General features: G+C 52.2%; 1 pseudogene. It reads left to right on the plus strand.

Annotated elements, in window-relative coordinates:
- Positions 1-750 (plus strand): annotated as a pseudogene (locus J3350_RS13880) (relaxase); the annotation flags it as partial.
- Between the last annotated feature and the right edge of the window lie 95 nt (positions 751-845).

Raw genomic sequence — 845 nt, forward strand, 5'->3', positions numbered from 1 at the left:
GGCATCACGGTCAAGAAAAGCCGTGGGCGGCTCAGCTACCTGCCAGCCGGAAGAAAGAAGTTTATCCGGGCGCACAGCCTCGGTGACAAGTTTGAGAAAGAACTCGTGCTTGCCACCTTGAAAGAAAATGCCAAGAGCCAGCCCATTATCCTCCACAGCAATCTTGAGGAAAAACCCGACCGAATCAAGAAGCTGGTGGACATTCAGGCAAAACTGAAGCAGGGCAAGGGCATCGGCTATGAGCGTTGGGCGAAGAAGCACAACCTCAAAGCCATGGCGCAGACCTTGATTCTTTTGCAGGAGAAAGGTCTGCTCAACGAGGACGCACTCGACCAGAGAATTGCAGAGCTTGACACCAAGTTCCATGAATCGCTGGCCGTAGTGAAAGACCTCGAAACCCGCATGGCAAACAACCAAACACTGCGCCGTTATGCTGCTTCCTACAAGCAGTACCGACCGCTCGCGCAGAAACGGAACGCTGCCAAATCCCCCGCAACCTTTGAAGAACAGCATCGTGCAGAGCTGACAGCATACCGGACAGCAGCAGCCTATCTCAAGGCAAACAACATCACTAAACTGCCAAGTCCGAACAAGCTGGAAGCGGAATACTGCGCTCTTGCTTCCGAAAAGGCCCAGTTCTATGAGCAGTACAAGGAAGCCAAGATCGAACTGCTCAAGCTGAAAGATGCAAAACAGAATGTTGCCCTGTTCTTCCGGGAGGACGAACGGACGCAACATCACGAGAGATAAGGAGTTGTGCGTATGATCAATCTGAAAATCGACCCGGAGTTCCAGAATCAGATCCCGCCGCTGACGGACGATGAGTACAAGCAGCTTGAAGAAAA

This window comes from Faecalibacterium sp. Marseille-Q3530 (assembly GCF_017377625.1).
Lineage (GTDB): Bacteria > Bacillota > Clostridia > Oscillospirales > Ruminococcaceae > Faecalibacterium > Faecalibacterium prausnitzii_E.